Here is a 21,848-nt window from a genome sequence, read left to right as displayed (position 1 = left end):
GGGTGTGTGATGCGGGTCACGTTCTAGGGCCAGGAGCGATGGTGAAGTTGAGTGCGAAGGATGTGGTGGGCTCGGTGCAGCGGTTGATGGCGACCGCGCAGAACGGCCTCGAGGTCATCCGCTTCGGCGGGTTGACCCATGACGTCGCGGCGTCTCCGTTCGAGGTCGTGGAGCGCAGACGCATGTACCGGTTGCGCCACTACTTCCCCGACGACACCACCACGGGTCGTCCGGTGGCCCTGCTGGTCCCCCCGCTCATGGTGAACGCCGATATCTGGGACGTGAACGCCGAAGACGGCGCCGTCGGCATCCTGCAGCGAGGCGGAGTCGATTGCTGGGTGGTCGATTTCGGCTCGCCCGCCAGCGAGGAGGGCGGCTGGCAGCGTGATCTCGCCGACCATGTGCTCGCGATCAGCAGCGCCATCGACACCGTCACCGAGGCCACCGGCAGCGGTGTGCACCTGATGGGCTACTCCCAGGGCGGCATGTTCGCCTATCAGACCGCTGCCTACCGGTACGGCAAGGGAGTGGACAGCATCGTGACCTTCGGCAGCCCGGTCGACGTTGTCGCGGGCATGCCGTTCGGGCTGCCCTACGGCATGGTGTCCGACGTCGCCGACTTCCTGGCCGACCACGTGGTCACCCGGCTCCCGATCACCGACTCCATGGTGCGGATCGGCTTCCAGTTGCTCGACCCGGTGAAGACGGCCAAGTCCAGGATCGATTTTCTGCGTCAGCTGCACGACCGCGAGGCGTTGCTGCCGAAAGAACGCCAGCGCCGTTTCCTCAACAGCGACGGCTGGGTCGGTTACGCGGGCCCGGCCGCAGCCGATCTGCTCAAGCAGTTCGTGGTGCACAACCGGCTGATGCTCGGTGGTTTCGTGATCCGCGACCAACCGGTCTCGCTGGCCGAGCTGAAATGCCCGATCCTGGCGTTCGTCGGCGAGGTCGACGACATCGGCCAGCCCGCGGCGGTACGCGGCATCGTGCGCGCGGCGCCGAACGCGGAGGTCTACGAGGCGACCTTGGTCGCGGGGCACTTCGGCCTGGTGGCCGGGAGCACGGCCACCAAACACACGTGGCCGCTGGTGCGGCAGTGGGTCCAGTGGATGAACGGCGCCGAGCCGCTGCCCCCGGAGATCGTGCCGATGGCCGAGCACGTGCCGAACAATCGCCCGCGGTCGGCGGCCACCCGGGTGATCCACACCGCCGGGACCCTGGCGGAGGCGGGCACCGGGGTGGGGAAGGCGCTGGAGGGCATCGCGAACAACACGGTGCGCGGGTCGATCGAGCTGGCCGGTGAGGCGGCGCGGGCACTGCCCAGGCTGACCCGTCTCGGCATGATTCAGCCGCACACCAGGATCTCGCTCGGGCGCCTGGTCGCCGAACAGGCACGGCGCGCTCCGCAGCGTGACCTGTTCCTGTTCGACGACCGGGTGCACAGCAACGCGGCGGTCAACGCGCGCATCGACAACGTCGTGCGCGGCCTCGTCTCGGTCGGCGTGCGTCCCGCGATGCGGGTCGGCGTGGTGATGGAGACCCGGCCCAGCGCATTGGCCGCCGTCGCGGCGCTGTCGCGGCTGGGTGCCGTCGCGGTGCTGCTGGCCCCGAGCAGCGAACTGAGTCACGCGATCGAGCTGACCGGCGTGGAAACCCTGATCGCCGATCCGGAGAACCTGCGCCAAGCCGCCGCGACCGGCGTCAGGGTGCTGGTGCTCGGCGGCGGCGTCGCGCGCGAGCTGTCGATCCCCGCCAGTGATCGGATGATCGACCTCGAGCAGATCGATCCCGCCAAGGTGCGGCTGCCCGCGTGGTTCCGGCCGGATCCGGGGCAGGCACGGGAACTGGCGTTCGTGCTCGTCACGGGCACCGGTGACCGGCTGGAGACGAAGTACATCACCAATCATCGCTGGGCGCTGTCGGCGTTCGGCACCGCGACCACGGCCGACCTGAACCGTCGGGATACAGTGTATTGCCTTGCGCCGCTGCATCATTCGTCCGGCCTGCTGGTCAGCCTCGGCGGTGCGATCGCGGGCGGCAGCCGGATCGCGCTGGCGCGTTCGCTGGACCCGCGGCGCTTCGCGGAGGAGGTGCACCGCTACGGCGTCACCGTGGTGACCTACACCTGGACCATGCTGCGCGACATCCTCGACGCCGAGGTCTTCCCGACCGGGCATCGCCACCCGATCCGCCTGTTCATCGGCTCCGGCATGCCCGCGGGTCTGTGGCGGCGCACCGTCGAGCAGTTCGAGCCCGCCCGCGTCCTGGAGTTCTACGCCTCCATCGAAGGCGACGTGGTCTTGGCCAACGTGACCGGCGCGAAGCGCGGGTGCAAGGGCAGGCCGGTGCCGGGCACCGCGAAGGTGGAACTGGTGGCCTATGACCCGCTCACCGAACGGATCCTGGTCGACGGGTCCGGTTTCGCCCGGCGCTGCGCGGACAACGAGGTCGGGCTGCTGATCGGCAAGGCGTCCGAGGGCGTGGACATCTCCGCGGGCGGTCTACGCGGGGTGTTCGCCGCCGGTGACTCGTGGATGCCGACGGAGAACCTGTTCCGCCGCGACAGCGATGGCGACCACTGGCTGATCGACCGCACGGACACGGTCATCCGCACCCGCCGCGGCCCGGTCTACGGCCAGCCCATCGTCGACGTGCTCAACGACATCACCGCCGTCGATATGGAGGTCGCGTACGGCCTCGACGTCGGCGACGACTGCGTGGCGGTTGCGGCGGTGAGCGTCCGCGAGGGCTTCCGGCTCGAACCCGAGGACGTCACCGAGGCGGTGCGCGCGCTGGAACCGGATCAGCGTCCCGACCTGGTGTATCTGGTGGACGACATTCCGCGCAGCCCGTCCTACCGCCCCTCCACCCGTGCGGTGCAGGAGGCCGGGCGACCGCAGCCGGGACCGGACACCTGGTGGTACAACCGCGCGTCGGACGCCTACGAGGTCCTCACCGAGAGCCGGGCCCGCACGCTGCTCGGCGATTGACGACGTGCTGAACGCCTCCTCGCCCGGGTACTGCCAGTCACGTTGCCGACCTACGGGATTCACCGGCCGATGGCATAGTGAGTGCTTGTGAGAACGAGCCTCATTTACCGCAACGGGACCGTCTACGAGGTGCTGATGCGCGGGTTGTACGGCAGGCACTACACGGCTCGGTATCGCGCCATCGCGGAACTCGTCCCGGCGGGGGCGAGCGTGGTCGACCTGTGCTGTGGACCCGCGACGCTCTACACCCGCTACCTGCGCCGGGAATCGGTCGACTACACCGGACTCGACCTGAACGAGCGCTTCGTCGCGCGGGTGATCGAGGCGGGCGGGCAGGGCAAGGTGTGGAACCTGCATTCCGACGAGCCGCTCCCCGCCGCCGACTACGTGATCATGCAGGCCAGCCTCTACCACTTCCTCCCCGAGCCGGGGCCGGTGATCGATCGGATGCTCGCGGCGGCGACCGCGCAGGTGATCGTCGCCGAGCCGGTCCGCAACCTGGCGACCAGCGACAATCCGGTGCTCGCCACCATCGGCAAGCGGTTCACCGACGCGGGCGACGGCGAACAGGCGCACCGCTTCACCGAGCGGACACTGGACGAGTTCTTCGCGGCCTACGGGCCTCGGGTGGTGCGGCAATCCCTGATCGCGGGCGGCAGGGAGAAGCTCTACGTGCTCACCGCGTGAGACCGGAGTCCAGGTCCGTCGCCGGGTACAGGGCCCGGCGGCACGCCACCACTGCGTCCACGACGCCTGCCGTCTGCGCTTTTTGTCGGAGACGGCACAGCACGCGCACGACGCTCGCGAGAACTGCGCACCGGGCCTCGAGTGCGGCAGTTCCTGATCGCGAGCCGCAGGGAGACGCTTTACGTGCTCACCGCGTGAGACCAGAACCCGGGCCTGTCGCGGACCGGACCCAGGCTGTCACACGGTGAAAGCGGTGACCGCGTCGATGACGCGGGCGACCTGCGCGTCGGTCAGGTCCGGCCAGAGCGGCAGACGCACCACGGTCGCGGAGAACTCCGCGCTCTGCACGCAGGCCCGCGGCGTGCGGCCGAGTTTGAAGCCCGCGGGGCTGGAGTCCAGCGGGATGTAGTGGAACGGCGCCGAGATGCCCTGCGCCGCGAGGTGGGCGATGAGGCCGTCGCGGCGGCGTTCGGTCGGGGTGCGCAGGTAGTACAGGTGCGCGGTGTGCCCGCTGTCGGCAGGCACCGACATGAGGCGCACGTCGTTGCGCCGGGCCCAGTCGGGGAGGGCGGCGGCGTATGTGTCCCACACGCGGTGCCGCCCGGCCTGGATCGTGTCGAACTCGTCCAGTTGCGCGTCCAGCACGGCGGCGTTCAGTTCGCTCGGCAGGTAGCTGGAGCCGATGTCCTGCCAGGAGTATTTGTCCACGGCGCCGCGCAGGAATCGCGCCCGGTCGGTGCCCTTCTCCCGGATGATCTCGGCCCTGGCCATCAGGATCTCGTCGGTGAGCAGCAGCGCGCCGCCCTCGCCGCAGTGCACGTTCTTGGTGTCGTGGAAGCTGAGCGTGCCCATCGTGCCGATGGTGCCGAGCAGGCGGCCCCGCCAGGTGCCGCCGAGCCCGTGCGCGTTGTCCTCCACGACGGCGAAGCCGTGCGTGTTCGCCAGCTCCAGCAGCCCGGCCATGTCGGCGGCGACGCCACCGTAGTGGATGACCACCACGGCCTTGGTCCGCTCGCTGATCACGGCGGCAACCGCAGCGGGGTCCAGGTTCCCGGTGGCCGGGTCGATATCGGCGAAGACGCAGGTGGCGCCGCGCAACGCCATGGCGGTGGCGGTGGAGGTGAACGCGAAGCTCGGCACGATCACTTCGTCGTCGGGGCCCAGTTCCAGCAGCAGACCCGACATCTCCAGCGCGGAGGTGCAGGAGGTGGTCAGCAGGGCGTGCGGCGCGCCGGTGATGGTCTTCAGCTTCGCGGTGGCCGAAGCGGTGAACTGCCCGTCACCGTGGCTGTGGTCGGAGGCCAGCACCGCCTCCAGATTGGCTAGTTCCCTGCGCGCCCGGAACGGGCGGCTGAAGATGACGCGGTCAGTGTTCAACCCGGTCGGTCCCCCTGCTGGCGGTGGTCGCGGTCAGTTCCGAAGTAGCGGCCGGACGCGGCGTCGGCGTCTCGACGGTGAGATAGAGCGGTTTGCCCACCAGGATGTGCAGGGCGACGCCGAGGTACTCGGCGATGAGTCCGAGCGAGAAGAGCACGGCGCCGGAACACAGCAGCAGCACGACGATGGTCGAGGCCCAGCCCTCGGGCGCCCAGTGATCGGTGGTCAGCGCCTCGAACACGACCACGGCGGCCATCACGCCACCCGCGAGAGCCAGCGTCACACCGAGCATGCTGACCAGCCGCAGGCCGCGAGTTCCACTGCACAGCACCATCTTCCAGAACAGCGAGAACAGCCGACGGTAGTTGTAGCCGGAATCCTCGCGCCCCTCGGCGCGCAGTACCACCGGCGCCTGCGCGACGGCGCCGACCACCCAGGTCAACGCGACGTCGAGGTAGACGCCATTGGAGGCGACCTCGGCGAGCTGCCTGCCGATATCGCCGCGGATCAGCCGGTAGCTTTCGAACCGGGTGGAATCGGGGAACGCGAACAGCGTCGCGAGCACCAGTTTGGCCCCGCGTGAGGTCAGATTGCGCAGGAAGCCGTGCGGTCTGGTGTTGGTCGGTTTGGAGTACACCAGGTCGGCCCGCTCGGCCAAGGCCGTGTCCAGGAACGCGCTGATGAAGCGGGGGTCGTGCTGACCGTCCTCGTCCATGGTGACGATCCAGTCGCCACCCGCCGCCGACATCCCGGCGATCGTCGCGGCGTCCTGCCCGAAGTTGCGGCTCAGCCAGACGACGCGCACCTCGGCGTAGGTCTGTTCCAGTTCCTGGAGCACCATGTCGGAGCGGTCGGGGCCGTGGTCGTGCACCAGGATGATCTCGCCGACGGTGAACGTGATGCCGCCGGGAGTTTCGACGGTGCGGGTCAGACCGTGCAATTCGGCGACCAGTCCCGCGATGGTGTCCTCGCCCCGGTACACCGGCACGACCACCGATACCGTGTGCGGCCGGTCCAGGCCGGGCCGAGCCGGATCACCGTTCGTGGCGGGGGCGCCGGAACGGCGTGTACGGGCGGGGGGAATCGGCATCAGCTGGATCGACTTTCGAGGACGGTGCGTGCCGGTACTCGTTGCAGGACTGCAGAGCCCGAACCGGTGTGGACTCTAGCACGGTGCGGGTTCCGGCTACCGGAGCAGCTGATCATGCCCTCATCATGGTGGCGTCGCCGACCGATGCCAAGCGGAGGGCGGCCCTGTAGGGTTTGGAACTCGTGACGGACAGTGCAGTGCTCGGCTCGCGGCAGGATGTCTATTCGCGGCGAGATGTCTACCGATGGGGGGCCATCACCGCGCTCGGAGTGGTCGCGGGTTACGTCGCAGTCCTGCTCGCCAACGTCCGGCATTTCTTCACCGACGACACCGAATCCCAGTACACCTCGCTGTGGGTCGGTCTGGGCCGTGCGCTGCGTGAGGGTACGTTTCCGGTGATGGTGCCCGAGCAGTGGATGTCGGGCAACAACACGATGGACGACGCGGGCCTGTTCAACCCGCCGCAGCTGCTGATCGATCTGATCGCGCCCTCGGTGGACAACGTCGCCCTGTACGCCACCGTCGTGAAGCTGATCTTCTCCATCATCGCCGCGCTCGGCGTATACCGCGTCTGCCTCGCCTACGGCGGGCGTCCGGCGTGGTCGGCGGTGGCGGGCATCGCGCTGCCGCTGTCGGGCTTCTTCCTGTTCTTCGACGAAGCCAGCTGGATGACCGCGCTCACCGGCACCGCCTGGCTGGTGCACGCGTGGGCCGCATCGGTGCGGTACACGCGCGGTCTGGGCGGGCCGATCCCGGTTTTCGTGTACCTGTACCTGACCATCTCGACGCAGTACATCTTCCCTGCGGTCGAGGCGGTGCTGATGTTGGTCGCCGTGGCGGTCGGTGAGCTGGTGTACCAGCGCAAGTGGCGGCCCGTGCTGCGGCTGACGGTCGCGGCGGGCTGTGCCGGGCTCGCGGGTCTGCTGACCTTCTTGCCCTCCATGCTCTCGGCGAAGGTGACCTGGCGCGGCACCGCGCAGATCAACAACGACCAGTTCCTCACGGTGCCGTGGTCGGAGTCGCTGAATGCCAGCCTGCCCAGCTCGCTGCCCGCGTTCAGCTCGTGGTGGGGTTACGTCCAGCCGCTTCCGGTCACCTATATCGCCTGGTTCCTGATTCCGGCGCTGGCGTTCGTCGACTGGCGCCGCGCCCGGGAGGCGTGGCAGGAGCTCAGCGCGGTCGCGATCTTCGCGATCATGATGTTGATGTGGACCGCGGGCCCGGGTTCGGTCGGTCCGCTGCGCTGGCCCGCTCGTGTGCTCCCGATGCTGGCCATCGGTCTGCTCGTGCTGGTGTGCGTGCTGCTCGGTCGCTACGGGACGGTGCGCGATGCGAAGAATCGCGGGATCGCGGCGGGCGTGCTGATCCTGGCGCTGTGGGTGCGATCCTTCTCCGCCGATCCGCACGATTGGGTCTGGCACGTGGTCGCGGCGGTCGCGCTCCTCGCGCTGGTGGCCGCGGCGGTGTGGTTGGGCCGCACCAAGGGCACGGCGGCGGCGTGCGCCCTGACCATCGTCGCGATGTTCCCGATCGCCTACTTCCAGGTCAGCGCCGCGCAACCCACCCCGATGTCGTGGAATCTGCCCGTGAAGCGTTCCGAGGCGAAGGCGGCGTTCCCGGATTTCGCGGGCAACACCATCCAGCTGGGCGATCGTGGTCTGTTGCAGCCGCAGGACAAGAGCATCGAAGGCGCCTATGGGTCGCTGGTCTTCGGCAACTACGCCCGGGGGCTCGAGCTCGACTACGTCAACGGCTATACCCCGAGCGGGCATTTCTATTTCGGCGAGATGCTGTGCATGCGCTGGGATGGCAGCGTCTGCCCGGACGCCTACCGGCGGATGTTCGCGCCGGAACCGTCCACCGGGCGTCCGCTGGTCGACCTGATGAAGCTGGACCGGGTCGTGCTGCAACGCGCGCTGTTCCCGGACGCGCCGAATCAACCGGCGCCGGAGGGCTGGAAGTGGGTCGACTATCCCGGTCATGAGCGCTACATCGGCGTGCTGGAGCGAGTGGGCGGTCCGATCTCGACGACGAACGGCCGCGTCGCCGACGCCAAGGGCGTAACCGCGACCTCGATCTCGGAGACCGACACCACCAGCCGGGTGCGGGTGTCCTCGGCCGAGGGCGGCCGGGTCGTATTCTCACGGCTGGGCTGGCCGGGGTACCGGGTCACCGTGAACGGCACGTCGATTCCCATGACGACGGTCGCCAAGTCCTTCGTCGCCGTCGACGTTCCGGCGGGCACCCAGAACGCCGAGCTGGTGCTGACCTGGCGTCCGCCCGGCTGGAAGATCGGCATCGCCACCGCGGTGGCGGGCGTGCTCGGCATCTGCGTCCTGCAGTGGCTCCACTTGCGGTCGCGGCGTCGCGAGGAGCCGGAGCCGGCCGATGATGCGACGCCCACCGAGCCGGACCGCGAGTTGGCGGACGTCGTTTCGTGACGGCGAACGCACGTCCCGCCGCCGCTGCGAACTCGAGCGCGGCGGCGGCCGATGAGCCTCCTGCGGGACTGCTGGCGCGTGTCGTGCGCCGGCAGGAGGTTGCGTTTGCCCTGGTGGGCGTGTGCAACACCCTGCTGGGTATCGGCTTGACCGTGGCGTGGCTCGCCGTGCTGGGTGACGCGTGGCCACCCGCCGTCTCGGTCGTGCTGGCCTATTGCCTCGGCATCGTCATCGCTTTCATCCTGCACCGGACCCTGGTGTTCCGCGTGCGTGGCCGTGTGCTGCGCGATTTCGCCGGGTTCGTGGTGGTGAATTCCGGTGGGCTGCTGATGAATACGGTGCTGCTCTCGCTGGCGGTCGCGGTACTGCACCTGCCGCGGATCCCGTCCGCGGTGGTGGTGATGGGCCTGGTCGCGGTCGCCAGTTTCTTCGGCCACCGCTACATCTCGTTCCGCCGTCGCCCGGAGGCGCGGTCCTCTGGAGTGGCGGGCTAGTTCGCCGGCTGGGTGTAGCGAGGTCGCGGAGCCTACGGAGACAACGTCATTGCGCCGTCGGACGCGTTCCCGGCAGTGGCTCGACTGGGTTGCGGGGAGTTGCCTGTAGGGTCTGTGACTCGTGGCCGAACGTAGAACCTTCGTTTCGCGAGAAGTCTTCACCTGGGGAATCGTCACCACGCTCGGCGTGGTCGCGGGATACGGTGCGGTGCTACTCGCCAACGTCCGGCATTTCTATACCGACGACACCGAGTCGCAGTACGCGCCGCTCTGGGTGATGCTCGGCCGGCACCTGCGCGAGGGACGGTTTCCCGCGCTCGTGCCCGAGCACTGGATGGCGGGCAACTACACCATCGAAGAGGCGGGCCTGCTCAATCCGCCGCAGCTGCTGATCGATCTGATCGCGCCCTCGGTCGGCAATCTCGCGCTGTATGCCACGGTGGTGAAGCTGGTCTTCGCGATCATCCTCGGGCTCGGCGTCTATCGGATCTGCCTGGCCTACGCGGCGAAGGCGCCGTGGGCGGCGGTGGCCGGCGTCGCCATGCCGTTCACCGGATGGCTGCTGTTCTTCGACGAATCCAGCTGGATGACCGCGTTCACCGGCACCGCCTGGCTGGCGCACGCGTGGGCTTCGGGCGTGTGGTACGCCCGTGGGCGCACCGGGCCGATCCCGACGTTCGTCTTTCTGTATCTGGCCATCTCGGTGCAGTACATCTTCCCCGCGGTCGAGGCCGGTCTGATGATCGGCGCCGTCGCGGTCGGTGAACTCGTCTACCAGAAGGCGTGGCGGCCGTCGCTGCGTTTGCTCACTGTGGCCGCCTGCGCGGCGCTGGCCGGTCTGGCGACCTACCTGCCGAGCATGCTGTCGGCGAAGGTGACCTGGCGAGGCACCGCGCAGATCAACAACGATCAGCTCTTCACCGTGCCGTGGTCGGAGTCGCTGAACGCGAGCCTGCCCAGTACGTTGCCCGCGTTCAACTCGTGGTGGGGCTACGTGCAGCCGATGCCGGTGGTCTACATCGCGTGGTTCCTGATTCCGGCGCTGGCCTTCGTGGACTGGCGCAAAGCGCTCGACTCGGCGCGCGAACTGGTCGCGCCCGCGCTGTTCGCGGCGATGGCGCTGATGTGGACCGCGGGGCCCGGCGCGATCGGTCCGCTGCGCTGGCCCGCCCGCGTGCTGCCGATGGTCGCGCTGGGCCTGCTGGTGCTGGTCTGCGTGCTGTTGGGCCGTTTCGCGACCTTCGCCGATCGGCGGCGGCGCGGCATCGCCGCCGCGGTGCTCATCGGTCTGTTGTGGACGCGGTCGTCCTCGGCGGCGCCGCACGAGGTGCTCGGGCACGTCGTCGCGGCGCTGGGCGTCGCCGCGCTCGGGGCGGCCGTGGTCCGGCTCGGCCGCGGTCGCGGCGTGGCCGCCGCGTGCGCGCTGGTGATCGTGTCGGTGTCCCCGATCGCCTATCTGCAGGTGTGGGCGGCTCAGCCGACGCCGATGGGCTGGAATCTGCCGGAGAACCGGTCGGAGATGAAGGCCGCGTTCCCCGATTTCCCCGGGACCACGCTGCAACTCGGCGACCGCATGCTCATCCCGCGGGACGAGCGGAGCCTGCGCGGCGCGTACGGGTCGCTGGTATTCGGCAACTACGCCAAGGATCTCGAACTGACCTATGTCAGTGGATACACCCCGAACGGGCACTTCTGGTTCGGCGAGATGCTGTGCATGCGCTGGGACACCAGCGTCTGCCCCGACGCGTACCGGCGAGCTTTCGCGCCCGAACCGACCACCGGCAAGACCATCGTCGACCTGATGAAGATCGACCGGGTCGTGCTGCATCGCGCCCTGCACCCGGACGCACGCGACCAGCCCGCGCCGCCGGGCTGGACTTGGGTCGACTACCCGGGACACGAACAGTACATCTCGGTGCTGGAACGCGGCGACGGCGTGATCTCGACCCGGAACGGCCGAATCTCGGCCGTACAGGGCGGGACCGCGACCTCGGTCGCCGAATCGGATACGACCAGCCGGGTGCGGGTGGGTTCCCCGGATGGTGGACGGGTCGTGTTCGCGCGGCTCGGCTGGCCGGGCTACCGCGCGACCCTCGACGGTCACGAAATCCCCTCCACGCTCGTAGCGAAAACCTTTGTGGCCGTGGATATTCCGCCTGGTACATCGGATGGTGAGCTGGTGCTGACCTGGCGGCCGCCCGGCTGGCAGCTGGGCGTGGCCGCGGCGCTGCTCGGCTTGGTGGGCGTCGGGCTCTTGGAGTGGGCGTACCTGCGCGGCAGGCGCCGGACGGACCGTGCGGCCGCCGCGACCGACGAGCCCGCGCCACGGGACGTGGCTGCTTCTCCGGAGCCCGATCCGGCGGAAGCCGTCCGATGAGCGCGGGCGCAGCGCCGCGGGCGAGGGACATGCGCCCCGACACCACGAACGCGACGTCGCTCGACGCGCTGGCGATGAACGCCGGGCCCTGCGGCACCGCGAAGCCGGACCGTGAGGACGTCGCTGCGGACCCGGGCCCCTTACTGCGACTGGTGCGGCGCCAGGAGATCGCGTTCGCGATCGTGGGCATGGTGAACACCGGTCTGGGCATGTCACTGACAGTGATGTGGCTGGTCCTGCTCGGTCATCGGGTACCAGCCGCCGTCGCGCCCGCCGCGGCCTACGCCGTCAGCGTGGTCATCGCGTTCGTCCTGCACCGGAGCCTGGTATTCCGCGTGCGGGGTCGGCTGATCCGCGATTTCGTCGCGTTCGTAGCGGTGAACTCCGGCGGGTTGCTGATGAACATGGTGCTGCTCCAGGTGGGGGTCTCGGTCCTGCATCTGCCGAGCATCCCGTCGGCGGTCGCGGTCATGGCCTTGGTGGCGGTCGCCAGCTTCTTCGGGCACCGCCACGTCTCGTTCCGGCGCACGTCCGCGCTCGGCACGGACGGTTCCCGATCCGTTCCGGCCGGAAGGTAGGTTTTCCCGTATGCCTGAGCATCCCACCCTGGACGCCACATTGCTGAGCCTGCTGGCCTGCCCGCAGGACAAGGGCCCGCTGCGGCTGGTCCATGCCGCCGACGGCAGCACGCTGCTCTACAACCCGCGTCTGCGCCGGGCATACCCCGTCGAGAACGGCATTCCGGTACTGCTCGTCGACGAGGCCAGGAACGTCACCGACGCCGAACACGAAGCGTTCACGGCACCGCAGGCCGACGTCTGACCCTGCGGACGTTCTGCTGACCCCCTCTCTGCCCGCTCCCAGGTGCGCGAGGGCGGCGCTCGGCAACGGATGAGTCACGTTCGTTTAGGACCGTTGACCCTCCGAAGCCGGGTCCGCCATGATCATTTACACCTCGCGAAGGTCCGCACGCTCCGGCGTCGGGCGCTCGAACCGACCTGCTGAGCGTCACAGGTGGCGTAAGAGTAGAGAGGTCAGGAACGTAATGAGCACCTTGCGTTTACGTAACTGGACAGCTCGATGTGCGATCGCCTGCGGTGTGGTGTCAGCGGGGCTTGCTATGGCTTCGCCCGCATCGGCCGAACCGCTCTGGCCGGGTGGCCCGGACATCCCCGGACTGCCGGCGCTGATTCCACCGCCACCGCCCGTGGCGCCCTGTTCCACCGCCGCCCGCGCCTGCATGCGGCTGTCGACCGACGAAGCCTGGCTGATGGACGAGGGCCGGGTGGTCTACGGTCCGACGCCGATTTCGCACGGGATGGCGGGATACGAGACCCCGCCCGGGGTGTTCCGCGTGTCGTTCAAGAAGGAGTTCCACTGGAGCACGATGCACAACGCTCCGATGCCGTACGCGGTCTTCTTCAACGGCGACATCGCCTTCCACGTCGGCCCGATCGAGAAGGAGTCGCATGGCTGCGTCCGCATGACGCACGAAGGCGCCAAGGAGTTCTACGAGTACCTGTGGCCCGGTGACGTTGTCGAAGTCGTGGAGTGACCGGCCGCGGTGATCGCGGGGGTCATGCCCGTTCCTGCCCGATGTCCCCGGTCAGGTAGCGCTGCAGTGTCGGGCCCACCACGGCGACGAGGTCGGCCGCGGGCATGGCGGCCAGCGGTTGGACTCCGATGATCTTGCGCCCCACCAGCACGCCGATCATCTGCGACGCGACCAGCGCGACCCGGGTGCGGCCGTCGTCCTCGGGGGTGGCGATGCGCTTGCGGACACGTTCCAACACGATGTCCAACAGGAACGTTCTGGCCAGCGCCGGGTCGTCGCTCCCGGCCAAGATGCTGCGCACTACCGCGACGACACCAGGCCCCGCGGGGGAGTCCCACACCCCGAGTGCCGCGCGAATGATGGTCTCGCCCAAGTGATTCAGCGGCGCCGAATCGATGTTCCGCAGTATCATCTCCGGATCCACCGGCAGTTCCACTACCGCGGCGAAGAGCTGTTGTTTGGTGCCGAAGTAGTGGTGCACCAGGGCCGGATCGACCCCGGCGTCGGTGGCGACCGCGCGCACGGAGGTCTTGTCGAAGCCGGCGTCGGCGAACCGCGCGCGGGCGGCCGCGAGGATGGCCTCGCGGGCGCCCGACTGCCCCGGTCGGCGGCCGGAGCGGCTGGGCCGCTCGGCCCCGCCGGAACCGTTGCCTGCTGTCACACGGTCCGCCGTCGTAGCGTCGCCGCGCCCAGGACCAGCGCGACGATCGCGAATCCGGCGACGATGGCCAGGTCGCCCCACATCTGTCCGGTGACCTCCGGATGCGTCGACACCTCTTGCAGCGCGTCCACCGCGTAGCTCAACGGCATCACGTTGCTGATCACCTCCAGCCAATCGGGCAGCTGGTCGCGGGGAACGAGTAGGCCGCACAGGAAGATCTGCGGCGCCACCACGACCGGCATGAACTGTACGGCCTGGAATTCGGTACGCGCGAACGCGCTTGCCAGCAGACCCAGCGCCACGCCGCAGACTGCGTCGACCACCGCGATCAACACGATCCAGGCGGGGCTGCCCGCCGCGTCGAGCCCGAGCAGGCCGAAGGAGACCAGGCAGGCGATGGTGGCCTGCGCCGCGGCGGCCAGTGAGAAGGCGGTGCCGTATCCGGCGAGCAGGTCGAGCTTCGACAGCGGTGTGGACAGCAATCGCTCCAGCGTGCCCGAGGTGCGTTCGCGCTGCATGGCGATGGCGGTGATCAGGAACATCACGATGAACGGCAGGATGCCGAGCATGCTGATGCCGACTCGGTCGAACAGCGAAACCGGGTTCAACGGATTGGTCGGGGTGTCTTTGTAGATGAAGTACAACAGCGTCATCAGCAGGGCCGGAACCACCAGGATCATGGCGACCGTGCGGTGGTCGTTGCGCAGCTGCCGCAGGATGCGACCGGTGGTCGCGGCGTACGGGCGCAGCGTCGGCATGCGGCGCGGTCCGGCGTCGAGGGTGGCGGTCATGCGTTCAGTCCCATCGTGATCAGGGTGAGGAAGGCGGTCTCCAAGTTCTGTTCGCCGGTCCGAGCGCGCAGTTCGTCGGGGCTGAGCTGGGCGAGCAGCCGTCCTTCGCGCAGCAGCAGTAGCTGGTCGCAGTGCTCGGCCTCGTCCATGACGTGGCTGGAGACCAGTAGCGTCGTCCCGTTCGCCGCCAATTCGCGGAATTGCTTCCAGAGCTCGACCCGCAGGACCGGGTCCAGGCCGACGGTCGGTTCGTCGAGCACCAGCAGATCGGGCTGGGCGACCAGCGAGCACGCGAGCGAGGCGCGGGTCTGCTGGCCGCCGGACAACTCGTCGCCGCGCTGGTGGGCATTCTCGCCCAGGCCGACCGCGGTGATCGCGTCGTCGACGTCGGCGCGGTCACGGCCGTAGAGCGCGGCGAAGTACGCGACGTTGTCGCGGACGCTGATGTCGGGGTAGATGCTCGGCGCCTGGGTGACATAGCCGATCCGGTGGCGCAACGCCGCCGAACCCGCGGGTAGACCGAGCGCGGAGACGTCCCCCGATTCGACGATCTGGGTGCCGACCACGCAGCGCATCAGCGTGGTCTTGCCGCAGCCCGACGGGCCGAGCAGCCCGGTGATCGAGCCGCGCGGGATGGTCAGCGAGACATCGTGCAGTACTTCGCGGCCGCCGCGGCGGACCCGCAGGCCCCGGACTTCGACGGCGGGAGATGGAGTGGATTGCGCCACGGTCGCCTCAATTCATCGAGCGTTGAATTCACTATGTGATGAATTTAGCGCGGCCGCAGCGGACCAGCAAGGGGTTGCCCGATGGAGATTCAGTGGCCGTGGTGGCGCGGCGGCGTCCCGGCTGTCTGCCCTGGGTTCACGACCACGAACTGGCCCATCATGCCGAGGTCCTCATGCCAGAGCAGGTGGCAGTGGTACATGTACGGCGAGTCCGGATCGGCCGGGCCGTCGAACCGCATGGCCAGCCGCATCGTGCCGTTCGGCGGCAGGAAGACGGTGTCCTTGGGGCCGGTCAGCGCGGCGGGCGGGGGCCCGTCGTCGACCGCGAGCACCCGGAATTGCACGTCGTGGATGTGGAAGTTGTGCGGCATACCGTCGATGTTGCGCACCACCCAGGTCTCGGCGGTCCCGCGAGTGACCGCGAAATCGATGCGATCCATCGCCATCGGCATGCCGTTGATCCCGGCGAGGTTCATATCGAAATGTCGTTCGCGCACCGAATCGGTGCCGTCCGGCGTGGCGGGGAGCGCAAGCGTCGCGGGGAGTTCCGGTGACGGCCGCAACGTGTCGGCCGCACGCAGTTCGAGGATGTCGAAGGTGTCGTCGCCGCCGGAGAACCGCTGTGTCCAGAAGTCCAGTCCGGCATCGAGTTCGCCGCTGCGCAGCACCGTTCGCTCGCCGGGCCGCATCCGCACGACGATTTCGCCGCGCTCGCCCGGCGACAGCCGCAGCCGATCCAGGGTGATCGGTCGTTCCACCAGTCCGCCGTCGGTGCCGACGAGCGCGAAGGGGCGCTGGTCGGAGAGTTCGAACGTGTACGTGCGCGCGGTCGAGGCATTGAGCAGGCGCAGGCGGACGAGTTCGTCGCCGACGTTCCGGTATGGCGTCAGGGTCCCGTTGACCATGGTCCGATCGCCGAGGAATCCGACATCGCGGAACATCGCGTGGGCGGAGTCGAACGCGGCGCCCTTGAACTTCACGTCCTGGACGATCACGGGCAGGTCGTCGACGCCGTAGGTCGCCGGAAGGGGCACGGAGGTGGAGACGTCGTCGTCGAGCAGGAACATGCCCGCGAGGCCGCGCCGGACGTGGTCTTCGGTCGCGCCATGCGGATGCGGGTGGTACCACAGGGTGGCCGCGGGTTGATCGACGCTCCAGTTCGGTGTCCAGCTAGCGCCCGGCGCCACCATTTGGTGCGGACCCCCGTCCATCGCGGCGGGCACGTGCATCCCATGCCAGTGCACGGTCGAGGCCTCCGTCAGGTTGTTGCGGACGGTGACCGCCACCTTCTCCCCGCGTCGCGCCCGCAACGTCGGCCCGAGATAGTCGCCGTTGAATCCCCAGGTTTGCGTAACCTGCCCGGACTGGAATTCTCTTCGCCCCGACTTCATTTCGAGATCGAAGGTGCGGGTTCCGTCGGCTTCGATCCGCGACGGCGCCAGCGGGGGAATGATGAGTTCGTTACGGAATTCCGTGCTGCCGACAGTGGATACGGCCGCATCGACGTATATCCAGGCGACGCCACCGGCGATCGCGAGAACCAGCGACGTCACGACCGATACGAGAACCACGAGCAACCGCCGCCATCTGCGCGGCCGGGAATCCGAAGACATGGCAAGACAGTAGAAATCGGCAGTGCCACTCCACATCCGGGAGCGTCCCCATTTCCTCCCCGGTCCGGCCCTGATGCCCGCGCCGCAGCGGTCAGGGTGTGCGGCGCCCCGCGGGACGTGACTCAGGACACATTCGCGAGTGTCACGTCCCGGCCGGTCGTTTGTCCCATGGTCGTCACCATCCCGCGAACCCTGTCTCGGTGACCCGACCATTGGAGTACCAGCCATGAATACCGAACATCGCGTTCACCTACGACATCGGACGGATCCAGAATCTGCGGTTCCAAGTGAACCCGTACAAGCTGAAGGGCCTCTCATGGGCACCGAAACCCTCGGGTGACGCAGCACGATCGGGCCGGTTGGCGCATCGCCGCCCGCTCTGGGCTCCTGCCGTGATCAACCAGAGCGCGGAACTGTCTGCCGATGGCGGGCAGCTGCGGGCTCTACACCCATCACCCCGGGTGGCAGGCGCTCGCCCAGGTGGCGCTGCTGTTCGGGGTGGTCTGGTGGATGTACTCCGGCGACGTCTGGCTCACCAACGAGGTCGCGCCGAACAGCACGGCCCGGCGGACCTGGCTGATGGTCGGCCCGCGGCGGTGATCGCCGACGACCTGGTCACGCTGCGCGCAGGCGAGCTCGGTACGTACTACTGAGCGTGTGGCGCAGATCGGACGCCGGTCCGGCTTCGAGCGGCTGCGCGCCGGTCGCGCCCGTCGAGGAGAATGGCGGTCGTGTCCGCTGAAGAACTCGCTGTCCAACCGCCCGCCGCCGCCCGGCGTCTGCTCGGCGCAACTCTGCGGTCGGGGCCGGTCGGGGTGCGCATCGTCGAGGTCGAGGCCTATGGGGGAGACCCGGCGGGGCCGTGGCCGGACCCGGCCTCGCATTCCGGGCGCGGGCGTACCAAGCGCAACGGCGTGATGTTCGGGCCCGCCGGAGTGCTGTACGTCTACCTCAGCTATGGAATGCACACCTGCGTGAACGTGACCAGCGGACCGGACGGGACGGCCAGCGCCGTGCTGATCCGCTCGGGCGAGGTGATCGACGGGCTGGAGACGGTGCGAGCCCGGCGTCCGGGCGCCCGTTCCGATCTCGTCTTGGCCCGTGGCCCAGGCAATCTCGGTACCGCGCTGGGAATCGCGTTGAGCGACTACGGAACCGCGCTGTTCGATCCCTCGTCCCCGATCCAGCTGGAGTTGAACGGCCCGGTCGAGTCCGCCGCGATCGCCAGTGGTCCCCGAGTGGGTGTCAGCAGCGCGGCGGATGTGCCGTGGCGGTTCTGGCTACCCGATTCCCGGGCAGTATCGGTCTACCGGCGCAGTCCGCGTGCGCCGCTGTCGGTCGCGAAGTCGGTATGACCACCGCGCGAAGGAGCGATGCACGCGGAAAATCGCTCGACCTGCGGCGCGTCGCGTGACGACACTGAGGCGCACACGGGACCGCAGACCTCATGCGGAAAGATAGGACAGCGTGAGCGGCGACATCATCGACGAACTGACCTGGCGCGGGTTGATCGCGCAGTCCACCGACCTGGATGCCTTGCGTGCGGCGGCGGCTGCCGGGCCGCTGACCCTGTATGCCGGCTTCGATCCCACCGCCGCCAGCCTGCACGCGGGCCATCTGGTTCCGTTGCTCGCGTTGACGCGTTTCCAGCGCGCGGGCCATCGCCCCATCGTGCTGGCGGGCGGCGCCACCGGGCTGATCGGCGACCCGCGCGACGTCGGCGAGCGGACCATGAACTCGACCGACACCGTGGCGGAGTGGGCCGAGCGGATCCGCTCCCAGCTGGAGCGCTTCGTGGACCTCGACGATTCGCGGACCGGAGCGGTGATCGTCGACAACATGGAGTGGACCGGCCCGCTGACCGTCGTCGACTTCCTGCGCGACATCGGCAAGCACTTCTCGGTGAACGTCATGCTGGCTCGCGACACCATCAAGCGGCGCCTCGACGGCGAGGGCATTTCCTACACCGAGTTCAGCTACATGCTGCTGCAGGCCAACGACTACCTGCAGCTGCGCCGCAATTACGGCTGCACGCTGCAGGTCGGCGGCTCCGACCAGTGGGGCAACATCATCGCGGGCGTCGAACTCAACCGCCGCGTCGACGCCGCGTCCGTGCACGCGCTGACCGTCCCGTTGGTGACCTCGGCCGACGGCAAGAAATTCGGCAAGTCCACCGGCGGCGGCAGCCTGTGGCTCGACCCGGAGATGACCAGTCCCTACGCCTGGTACCAGTACTTCGTGAACACGGCCGACGCCGACGTGGTGCGCTACCTGCGCTGGTTCACCTTCCTGTCCCGCGAGGAACTCGACGAGCTGGAGAAGGCGACCGCCGAGCGCCCGCACGCCAGGGAGGCGCAGCGCAGGCTCGCCGCGGAGATGACGACCCTGGTGCACGGCGAGGCGAACACCCGTGCGGTACAGCTGGCCAGTCAGGCACTGTTCGGCCGCGGCGAGCTGCGCGACCTCGACGATGCCACGCTCGGCGCCGCGCTGCGCGAGGCCGCTATCGACGGAGAGGTCGCGCGGCTCGAGCCCGGCGAGCCGGACACCATCGTGGATCTGCTCGTCGCGACCGGCCTCTGCGAGAGCCGCGGCGCCGCGCGGCGCACGGTGAACGAAGGCGGGGCTTCGGTCAACAACGCCAAGATCTCCGACCTCGAGTGGACTCCCGCCGACACCGACTACCTGCACGGGCGCTGGCTCGTGCTGCGGCGCGGCAAGAAGAACCTCGCCGGGGTTCTGCGGGCAGGTGCGTGAAGATGGCGGTGGCTTGAATCACATCAATGTGATTCAAGCTGGCCGTCACCATGGGTGCGTGGCTCTGACCTGCGGAAACACCCTGGTGTTCAGGCGATTTGACGTAGCGTTTTCCGCCGCGTAACTTATTCCAGGTCAGAGCGACACGGACACCAACCCGGAGCCGAGAAGCGAGGCGGAAGCCGAGCGGAGGGACCGGGAAACGAGGTCGGACGAGGGCGCCTGACAAGCCAGCGCAATCGGATAGACCGATCGGACTTGACTTCGCTCGGGATCGTGGTTAGGCTGGGAAAGTTGCCCCAGAGGAGATCCGGATAGCCCGGATCGAATCTTTGTGCGTGTGTTCTTTGAGAACTCAATAGTGTGTCGATGAATGTCAGTGCCAAATGTTTTTGGTTCCGGCTCTTCACCCCCCGTGTGGAGGGTCGGGCATTTTTGTCAGCTATTTTTGCTGGCGATTGTTTTGCTGGGTTTTCGGACTCTAGTTTAGATACTTTTGATTGCACCCTTTTGGGGGTGTGGTTGTGAGTCTTCAACGGAGAGTTTGATCCTGGCTCAGGACGAACGCTGGCGGCGTGCTTAACACATGCAAGTCGAGCGGTAAGGCCCTTCGGGGTACACGAGCGGCGAACGGGTGAGTAACACGTGGGTGATCTGCCTCGTACTTCGGGATAAGCCTGGGAAACTGGGTCTAATACCGGATATGACCTGCCGGTGCATGCTGGTGGGTGGAAAGATTTATCGGTGCGAGATGGGCCCGCGGCCTATCAGCTTGTTGGTGGGGTAATGGCCTACCAAGGCGACGACGGGTAGCCGGCCTGAGAGGGCGACCGGCCACACTGGGACTGAGACACGGCCCAGACTCCTACGGGAGGCAGCAGTGGGGAATATTGCACAATGGGCGAAAGCCTGATGCAGCGACGCCGCGTGAGGGATGACGGCCTTCGGGTTGTAAACCTCTTTCGACAGGGACGAAGCGTGAGTGACGGTACCTGTAGAAGAAGCACCGGCCAACTACGTGCCAGCAGCCGCGGTAATACGTAGGGTGCGAGCGTTGTCCGGAATTACTGGGCGTAAAGAGCTTGTAGGCGGTTTGTCGCGTCGTCTGTGAAAACTCACAGCTCAACTGTGAGCTTGCAGGCGATACGGGCAGACTTGAGTACTGCAGGGGAGACTGGAATTCCTGGTGTAGCGGTGAAATGCGCAGATATCAGGAGGAACACCGGTGGCGAAGGCGGGTCTCTGGGCAGTAACTGACGCTGAGAAGCGAAAGCGTGGGTAGCGAACAGGATTAGATACCCTGGTAGTCCACGCCGTAAACGGTGGGCGCTAGGTGTGGGTTTCCTTCCACGGGATCCGTGCCGTAGCTAACGCATTAAGCGCCCCGCCTGGGGAGTACGGCCGCAAGGCTAAAACTCAAAGGAATTGACGGGGGCCCGCACAAGCGGCGGAGCATGTGGATTAATTCGATGCAACGCGAAGAACCTTACCTGGGTTTGACATACACCAGACAGCCTCAGAGATGGGGTTTCCCTTGTGGTTGGTGTACAGGTGGTGCATGGCTGTCGTCAGCTCGTGTCGTGAGATGTTGGGTTAAGTCCCGCAACGAGCGCAACCCTTGTCCTGTGTTGCCAGCGCGTAATGGCGGGGACTCGCAGGAGACTGCCGGGGTCAACTCGGAGGAAGGTGGGGACGACGTCAAGTCATCATGCCCCTTATGTCCAGGGCTTCACACATGCTACAATGGCCGGTACAGAGGGCTGCGATACCGTGAGGTGGAGCGAATCCCTTAAAGCCGGTCTCAGTTCGGATCGGGGTCTGCAACTCGACCCCGTGAAGTTGGAGTCGCTAGTAATCGCAGATCAGCAACGCTGCGGTGAATACGTTCCCGGGCCTTGTACACACCGCCCGTCACGTCATGAAAGTCGGTAACACCCGAAGCCGGTGGCCTAACCCCTTGTGGGAGGGAGCCGTCGAAGGTGGGATCGGCGATTGGGACGAAGTCGTAACAAGGTAGCCGTACCGGAAGGTGCGGCTGGATCACCTCCTTTCTAAGGAGCATTCTCCACCGGCACCCACACAGGTGGGATGGTAAACGCTGGGTGGCAGAGACCGTTTCGGAAGCAGTCGTCTTCCGGCGGGAGCTCATGGGTGGAACGCTGACATGTGCCTCGGAATGATCGGAAGCTTCGGTGTTTCCGGTTCGGGGATGTAGTCGACACACTGTTGGGTCCTGAGAGAACAGACGTTCTTTCTAGGCAAATAGACGACGAGGCTGGATCTTCAG

Annotated in this window: 17 protein-coding genes and 1 rRNA gene; 12 read left to right on the top strand and 6 right to left on the bottom strand. The window is 67.6% G+C overall.

Annotated features, from left to right (window positions below; all coding sequences use genetic code 11):
• Positions 1 to 38: 38 nt before the first annotated feature.
• Positions 39 to 2,990 (top strand): AMP-binding protein, encoded by a 2,952-nt coding sequence (locus OHA40_RS04495; protein WP_330231803.1) that lies wholly within the window; start codon positions 39 to 41, stop codon positions 2,988 to 2,990.
• 87 nt (positions 2,991 to 3,077) lie between these two features.
• Positions 3,078 to 3,677 carry a class I SAM-dependent methyltransferase gene (locus OHA40_RS04490; RefSeq protein WP_330231802.1) on the top strand — a complete coding sequence of 200 codons (600 nt, stop codon included), beginning with the start codon at positions 3,078 to 3,080 and terminating at the stop codon, positions 3,675 to 3,677.
• A 237-nt stretch (positions 3,678 to 3,914) separates the two neighbouring features.
• On the opposite strand, the gene rffA is transcribed toward OHA40_RS04490, so the two are convergent.
• On the bottom strand, positions 3,915 to 5,054 hold the full coding sequence (rffA, locus tag OHA40_RS04485; RefSeq protein WP_330231801.1) for a dTDP-4-amino-4,6-dideoxygalactose transaminase: 1,140 nt from the start codon (positions 5,052 to 5,054) through the stop codon (positions 3,915 to 3,917).
• Positions 5,044 to 6,144, bottom strand: coding sequence for a glycosyltransferase family 2 protein (locus OHA40_RS04480; protein WP_330231800.1), 1,101 nt, complete (start codon positions 6,142 to 6,144; stop codon positions 5,044 to 5,046). Before OHA40_RS04480 ends, rffA begins: the two co-directional genes overlap by 11 nt.
• A gap of 269 nt (positions 6,145 to 6,413) precedes the next feature.
• On the opposite strand from OHA40_RS04480, the gene OHA40_RS04475 reads away from it, so the two are divergent.
• The 6 genes from OHA40_RS04475 (at position 6,414) to OHA40_RS04450 (ending at position 13,011) form a co-directional block, all read left to right on the top strand.
• Positions 6,414 to 8,585: a hypothetical protein gene (locus OHA40_RS04475; protein ID WP_330234041.1), complete on the top strand. Its 2,172-nt coding sequence runs from the start codon at positions 6,414 to 6,416 to the stop codon at positions 8,583 to 8,585.
• Positions 8,582 to 9,079: a GtrA family protein gene (locus OHA40_RS04470; protein WP_330231799.1), complete on the top strand. Its 498-nt coding sequence runs from the start codon at positions 8,582 to 8,584 to the stop codon at positions 9,077 to 9,079. Before OHA40_RS04475 ends, OHA40_RS04470 begins: the two co-directional genes overlap by 4 nt.
• Positions 9,080 to 9,200: 121 nt before the next feature.
• A complete protein-coding gene (locus OHA40_RS04465; protein ID WP_330231798.1) occupies positions 9,201 to 11,456 on the top strand; it encodes a hypothetical protein in 2,256 nt (751 codons plus the stop codon).
• A complete protein-coding gene (locus OHA40_RS04460) occupies positions 11,453 to 12,034 on the top strand; it encodes a GtrA family protein (RefSeq protein ID WP_330231797.1) in 582 nt (193 codons plus the stop codon). Before OHA40_RS04465 ends, OHA40_RS04460 begins: the two co-directional genes overlap by 4 nt.
• Positions 12,035 to 12,044: 10 nt before the next feature.
• Entirely contained in the window at positions 12,045 to 12,278 is a 234-nt protein-coding gene (locus tag OHA40_RS04455; RefSeq protein WP_330231796.1) for a Trm112 family protein, read from the top strand.
• Positions 12,279 to 12,576: 298 nt separating this feature from the next.
• Positions 12,577 to 13,011 carry a L,D-transpeptidase gene (locus tag OHA40_RS04450; RefSeq protein ID WP_330231795.1) on the top strand — a complete coding sequence of 145 codons (435 nt, stop codon included), beginning with the start codon at positions 12,577 to 12,579 and terminating at the stop codon, positions 13,009 to 13,011.
• A gap of 22 nt (positions 13,012 to 13,033) precedes the next feature.
• Here the strand turns inward: OHA40_RS04450 and OHA40_RS04445 are convergent, their stop codons facing one another.
• The 4 genes from OHA40_RS04445 to OHA40_RS04430 form a co-directional block, all read right to left on the bottom strand.
• Positions 13,034 to 13,672: a TetR/AcrR family transcriptional regulator gene (locus OHA40_RS04445; RefSeq protein WP_330231794.1), complete on the bottom strand. Its 639-nt coding sequence runs from the start codon at positions 13,670 to 13,672 to the stop codon at positions 13,034 to 13,036.
• Positions 13,669 to 14,463, bottom strand: a complete 795-nt coding sequence (locus OHA40_RS04440) for an ABC transporter permease (protein WP_330231793.1) — start codon at positions 14,461 to 14,463, stop codon at positions 13,669 to 13,671. Before OHA40_RS04440 ends, OHA40_RS04445 begins: the two co-directional genes overlap by 4 nt.
• A complete protein-coding gene (locus OHA40_RS04435) occupies positions 14,460 to 15,191 on the bottom strand; it encodes an ABC transporter ATP-binding protein (RefSeq protein ID WP_330231792.1) in 732 nt (243 codons plus the stop codon). Before OHA40_RS04435 ends, OHA40_RS04440 begins: the two co-directional genes overlap by 4 nt.
• Positions 15,192 to 15,280: 89 nt before the next feature.
• Positions 15,281 to 16,804, bottom strand: coding sequence for a multicopper oxidase family protein (locus OHA40_RS04430; RefSeq protein WP_330231791.1), 1,524 nt, complete (start codon positions 16,802 to 16,804; stop codon positions 15,281 to 15,283).
• A 423-nt stretch (positions 16,805 to 17,227) separates the two neighbouring features.
• Between OHA40_RS04430 and OHA40_RS04425 the strand changes: the two genes are divergently transcribed.
• The 4 genes from OHA40_RS04425 (at position 17,228) to OHA40_RS04410 (ending at position 21,612) form a co-directional block, all read left to right on the top strand.
• Positions 17,228 to 17,404: a low temperature requirement protein A gene (locus tag OHA40_RS04425; RefSeq protein ID WP_330231790.1), complete on the top strand. Its 177-nt coding sequence runs from the start codon at positions 17,228 to 17,230 to the stop codon at positions 17,402 to 17,404.
• Positions 17,405 to 17,526: 122 nt separating this feature from the next.
• Positions 17,527 to 18,159: a DNA-3-methyladenine glycosylase gene (locus tag OHA40_RS04420; protein ID WP_330231789.1), complete on the top strand. Its 633-nt coding sequence runs from the start codon at positions 17,527 to 17,529 to the stop codon at positions 18,157 to 18,159.
• A gap of 112 nt (positions 18,160 to 18,271) precedes the next feature.
• Positions 18,272 to 19,561, top strand: a complete 1,290-nt coding sequence (gene tyrS, locus OHA40_RS04415) for a tyrosine--tRNA ligase (protein WP_330231788.1) — start codon at positions 18,272 to 18,274, stop codon at positions 19,559 to 19,561.
• 532 nt (positions 19,562 to 20,093) lie between these two features.
• Positions 20,094 to 21,612: ribosomal RNA gene (locus OHA40_RS04410) — 16S ribosomal RNA — on the top strand.
• Positions 21,613 to 21,848 lie beyond the last annotated feature (236 nt).

Source organism: Nocardia sp. NBC_00508 (assembly GCF_036346875.1).
In the GTDB taxonomy this organism is placed as follows: domain Bacteria; phylum Actinomycetota; class Actinomycetes; order Mycobacteriales; family Mycobacteriaceae; genus Nocardia.
The sequence above is the reverse complement of the archived record's forward strand: the minus strand, read 5'-3'. Positions and strand labels throughout refer to the sequence as shown.